The organism is Ferruginibacter sp., from assembly GCF_031430955.1.
GTDB lineage: Bacteria > Bacteroidota > Bacteroidia > Chitinophagales > Chitinophagaceae > Ferruginibacter.
This window is the reverse complement of the sequence record NZ_JANPCM010000636.1, coordinates 1-4,465: the sequence shown is the minus strand read 5'-3', so window position 1 is coordinate 4,465 and position 4,465 is coordinate 1. Positions and strand designations below refer to the sequence as shown.

The window sequence follows — 4,465 nt, the reverse complement described above, 5'->3', positions numbered from 1 at the left end:
ACTGATGAAAAATCTGGAAAAATAAAAAAACAAAAGCAGTAAAGCCGTTATTACAACATGTGCCAAAAGTATCTTTCTGTTTCCTGTTTTTTTTGTACGCAGTAAAAAATGACAGAAGTAAGGAATACAAGCAATAACAAGTGATATTACTCCCAAATAAATATTTGTTATTACAAAATAAGTATCATGCAGGTGTATGTCTAAAGATGATGTAACAAAAAATATTTTCTCAATAATGATTAAAATAATGGGAATTATAAGTAACCAGTTCTCTATTTGTAAAAATATTTTTTTCATTCTTTGTTGTTGAATATTTTTTTATACCAGTAATCAATAAAAAAATAAATAAGCAGGTATAATAAAAGCAAAGGAGAATATTTTATACAACCCATAAAAATAAATGGGGTTACCAGCATTAAATCCTTATTGTGAATACCTATAAAAACAAGAAATACATCTGCCAATATTGGAATTAAGATTGTAACTAAAAGAATAGCAAGCATTCCTTTGTTAGTTGGTTTGATACTTTTTAAAAATAGTTTAAAAGCTTCAGTCATTTTGTTTTTTTATTTCTTCCACTAGCAATTCTTCCCACGGTGTTGTACCATCTTTTTCTCTTTTAAAAATAAAATCGTTGCTGGTAAGAATAACCATTTCTGCAGTAGTGTAAATTTTACAGCCGTCCATTAAATGCCCGCCAATAGTTTTGCCTGAACTGTCGCTGATGCTGATATGAATGTGAGAACCATTTACCGAAACCGTACCCGTTAAACTCACTATTTCAAAATAGTCGCTATCGCTGCTGCCATCGGACTGGTTTGCAAAACGAATGGTATAATTGGTAAGGCTGCCAACACAAGTGCTGATCCACCCGGCTTTAATTTGCTTTTCGGTTACTAAATTTTGTATTTCCTGCTTTAGATCCTGCCCCGGCTTTAAACGAAAGGCATGGGCTTTTATATTTTCCATTGGTGATTTATCTTTATGCTGACATGAAGATAATGCAATGAGTAATAAAAGCCCCCTCCGCCCCCCTCCCGATAAAATCGGGATAAATTACGGGGGAACTTCGGAGAATACTGATGAAACTGGCTATTAAATTTTTACAAAACCAAATGACAATATTTTTTTTAAACATTGATAAGAGTAATTTGTTAAACTTACTTAAACAAAAATTGTTTTGCAAACTAACTAAAATAACTTTGCGTAAATAGATTAAAAATTAAAAATGCTTAAATCAATCCTTTTATCGGTTATTAGTTTTGCAGGTTTAACTTCCTGTGCACAAAAAGATAATGCGGTAAAAATAAAAAGCGACAATAAAATTATGACTACTTCAAATGCAAAATTAGATACAGCTACTTTTGGCACCGGTTGTTTTTGGTGTACAGAAGCCATTTTTCAGCAACTGGAAGGCGTGGAAAAAGTGGTAAGTGGTTACAGCGGCGGACATGTTGTAAATCCTACTTACGAAGAAGTTTGCAGTAAAACCACCGGCCATGCCGAATGTTTGCAGGTTGTTTACGACCCTGCAAAAATAAGTTACGATGAATTGCTTAAAGTTTTTTGGGAAGTGCATGATCCTACAACGCTTAACCGCCAGGGTGCCGATGCCGGGCCACAATACCGCAGCGTAATTTTTTATAAAACCGAAGCTGAAAAAGCTTTAGCAGAAAAATACAAAACGGAATTGAATAAAAGTGGTGCATGGGATAACCCAATCGTTACTACACTGGAGCCTATGACGGTTTTTTATCCTGCAGAAGCATATCATCAAAATTATTACAACAACAATACCAACCAGGGTTATTGCCAGTTTGTGATAAGGCCTAAGTTAGAAAAATTTGAGAAAGTGTTTAAAGATAAATTGAAGAAACATTAAGCAAAAGAGAAAGTATAAATCGACTTATTGGTTAATCAAGCTTTCAAAATCTTCCATAGTAGCAGCATCATCAACTTTAAATTCGCCAATTTTTGTGCGGCGCAGGCTGCTTAAGTAACCGCCGCAACCTAATGCTGCACCATAATCGTTGGCAAGGCTGCGGATATAAGTGCCGGTGCTGCAGATTACTTTAAAATGCACAACAGGTAATTCAATTGCTGCTAATTCAAACGATTTAATATTTATGTTTCTGAGTTTTAATTCTACTTCTACTCCCCGCCTTGCCAGTTCGTATAAAGCCACGCCATCTTTTTTTATGGCAGAATAAATGGGCGGAAACTGCTGAATGCCGCCAATAAATTGTTTTGTTTTTTCCTGCAATAAATGTTCCGTTACAAATGAATAATCTTTTTGCTGTTCGGGTGTACTTTCTAAATCGTAAGTGGGTGTAACAGCGCCGAGTGTTATGGTGCCGGTATATTCTTTTTCAGCAGCCATGTATTCATTTATTTTTTTGGTTAATTTCCCCGTGCAAACAATTAACAAACCTGTAGCCAATGGATCAAGTGTGCCGGCATGGCCAATTTTTTTTATTTGTAAAATGTGCCGCATTTTTCTTACTACATCAAACGATGTCCAGTGCAGTGGCTTATCAATTAATATTGCTTTCCCTTCTAAATAAGTTTGTTGTATTTCCGGATTGATGGGTGGCCTTTTCTCCCTTTCCTTTTTTACCGGCACTTCGCCACCTGCTTCAATTAATTGATTGGTATATCGTAAGCGGTATGTTTGTTTTCGTGCCATAATTTAATTGCAAAGCTATTAACTATAAACTATCAATTGTACTTAAATCGCCTGCCTGGCTTTTAGTTCTAAATATTTATTTACTGCATTAACGGTGAGCATTTCGGGAGTGGTGAGTACAGCAAGTATGCCATGCTTTTGTAATTCTTTTACTATTAATCTTTTTTCAAACTCAAATTTTTCTGCAATAGTTTTTATATACACTTCTTCAATGTTTGTGGCACTTAAATGAGATAGCTGGTGCAATTCTGTATTTTCGAAAAATACTACCATTAGTAAATGATGCCGTGCAATGCTGCGTAAATAATTTAACTGGCGGCGCAGGCCCGATAAAGATTCGAAGTTGGTATATAAAATTAATAAGCTGCGGTGTTTTATACGGTTGCGTATTTGCATGTACAGCATTTCGTAATCGCTTTCTAAAAAAGCCGTATCCTGGTTGTAGAGTAATTGTAAAATATTTTCTCTTTGTATTGGTTTTTTATCGGCTGCAATTAACGAACCCATTTTATTTGCAAAAGTCATCACTCCCACCCTGTCTTGTTTTTGCAGGCAAACATTACTTAACACCAATGTGCTGTTGATGGCATAATCTAAAAGTGTTAATTCGTTAAAAGGCATTTTCATTAACCGGCCTTTATCAATTATGCAATATACCTGCTGCGATTTTTCGTCGGTATAATTGTTTACCATTAAACTGCCTTTACGTGCTGTTGCCTTCCAGTTAATGGTTCTCATATCATCGCCACGTACGTATTCTTTTATCTGCTCAAACTCCATGCTGTGGCCAATTTTACGCATGCGCTTATTACCATGTTCAGTTTGTATAGTAGTTTGAGAAAGTAATTCGTATTTACGCAATTGTAAAAAAGAAGGATAAACCGGAATAGTTTCTGTGGCTTCAATATCGTGTCGGCGCATTAGTAAACCCAGCAAAGATTTTACATACAAAATAATATTACCAAAATTATATTCGCCCCTTTCTACCGGCCTTAGTTTGTAAATAATATTTTTTTGTTCGTTTGCAGCAAAGCGGTAATGTAATTTCCAGTCACGTTTTTGAAACTGCACCGGCAACTCATCAATAATTTCCATTGTTACGGTAAAGGGCATACGGTTAATTACCTGTAGTTCTATTTTATTTTCATCGCCATTGCTCAATCGGTCGGCTGTTAAACGCCTGGCAGTTGGGCTTTTGCTAACAATAAATAAAAACAGGTAATCAATTAAAATTAAAACAGTGGCAACTGCTAACAGTGTTTTAGGCAGTTGCATTAATGGCCTATAAAAAAAAGAGATGATGAATAATACAATGCACAAGCCTATTGCAAGATAAAATCTTGTGGTAAGGAATAGATTGCCGATATATTTTTTTACAGGATTCATAAAAAGTCCACTAAATTCTGTAATGAGGAAATTAGATTAAGACTATTTAAAGTTCTTTTAAAACTCATTCGATGAAATATTTATTCTATTCTAAAAAGATTATTCATATAAAATTAAGTAATGTTCAATAATGATTTAATGTTGAAGAGTGTCTCGCCTTAAGCCAGACCAATGAAGCAAAATAGAATTACTTATGCCTGGCCCCAAAAAAAACAACATCATCTTCTTTTTGATCTCCTCCATATTTCCCCCTTCAGGAGGCGGAGGGGGTTTTTACCTCGGCACTTCAATCGCTTTTAAAATATTATCAATTAAATCATCTGCTGTAATACCTTCCATTTCTTTTTCGGCGGTAAGTATAATACGGTGGCGCAATACATGCGGCGCCATTTC

7 protein-coding genes are annotated in these 4,465 nt (G+C 35.1%); 1 reads left to right on the top strand and 6 read right to left on the bottom strand.

The window, feature by feature from the left end:
* From ACY65O_RS18060 to ACY65O_RS18050, 3 genes are all read right to left on the bottom strand, one after another.
* A partial coding sequence (locus ACY65O_RS18060) for a hypothetical protein (RefSeq protein WP_462222256.1) occupies positions 1-297 on the bottom strand: 297 nt, incomplete at its 3' end.
* Entirely contained in the window at positions 294-557 is a 264-nt protein-coding gene (locus ACY65O_RS18055) for a hypothetical protein (protein WP_462222255.1), read from the bottom strand. The genes ACY65O_RS18055 and ACY65O_RS18060, both read right to left, overlap by 4 nt.
* A complete protein-coding gene (locus ACY65O_RS18050; RefSeq protein WP_462222254.1) occupies positions 550-969 on the bottom strand; it encodes a PPC domain-containing DNA-binding protein in 420 nt (139 codons plus the stop codon). The genes ACY65O_RS18055 and ACY65O_RS18050 overlap by 8 nt, the downstream gene beginning before the upstream one ends.
* Positions 970-1,228: 259 nt before the next feature.
* Between ACY65O_RS18050 and msrA the strand changes: the two genes are divergently transcribed.
* Positions 1,229-1,882, top strand: a complete 654-nt coding sequence (gene msrA / locus ACY65O_RS18045) for a peptide-methionine (S)-S-oxide reductase MsrA (RefSeq protein ID WP_462222253.1) — start codon at positions 1,229-1,231, stop codon at positions 1,880-1,882.
* 24 nt (positions 1,883-1,906) lie between these two features.
* Here the strand turns inward: msrA and truB are convergent, their stop codons facing one another.
* From truB to ACY65O_RS18030, 3 genes are all read right to left on the bottom strand, one after another.
* Positions 1,907-2,686: a tRNA pseudouridine(55) synthase TruB gene (gene truB, locus ACY65O_RS18040; RefSeq protein WP_462222252.1), complete on the bottom strand. Its 780-nt coding sequence runs from the start codon at positions 2,684-2,686 to the stop codon at positions 1,907-1,909.
* 42 nt (positions 2,687-2,728) lie between these two features.
* Positions 2,729-4,072 (bottom strand): DUF58 domain-containing protein, encoded by a 1,344-nt coding sequence (locus ACY65O_RS18035; RefSeq protein ID WP_462222251.1) that lies wholly within the window; start codon positions 4,070-4,072, stop codon positions 2,729-2,731.
* A gap of 273 nt (positions 4,073-4,345) precedes the next feature.
* A complete protein-coding gene (locus tag ACY65O_RS18030) occupies positions 4,346-4,462 on the bottom strand; it encodes a hypothetical protein (RefSeq protein ID WP_462222257.1) in 117 nt (38 codons plus the stop codon).
* Positions 4,463-4,465 lie beyond the last annotated feature (3 nt).

Excerpts from the sequence above, each read along its gene's own strand:
- ACY65O_RS18055 (WP_462222255.1), bottom strand. The coding sequence starts at position 557 with ATGACTGAAGCTTTTAAACTATTTTTAAAAAGTATCAAACCAACTAAC.
- ACY65O_RS18050 (WP_462222254.1), bottom strand. The coding sequence starts at position 969 with ATGGAAAATATAAAAGCCCATGCCTTTCGTTTAAAGCCGGGGCAGGAT.
- msrA (WP_462222253.1), top strand. The coding sequence starts at position 1,229 with ATGCTTAAATCAATCCTTTTATCGGTTATTAGTTTTGCAGGTTTAACT.
- truB (WP_462222252.1), bottom strand. The coding sequence starts at position 2,686 with ATGGCACGAAAACAAACATACCGCTTACGATATACCAATCAATTAATT.
- ACY65O_RS18035 (WP_462222251.1), bottom strand. The coding sequence starts at position 4,072 with ATGAATCCTGTAAAAAAATATATCGGCAATCTATTCCTTACCACAAGA.
- ACY65O_RS18030 (WP_462222257.1), bottom strand. The coding sequence starts at position 4,462 with ATGGCGCCGCATGTATTGCGCCACCGTATTATACTTACCGCCGAAAAA.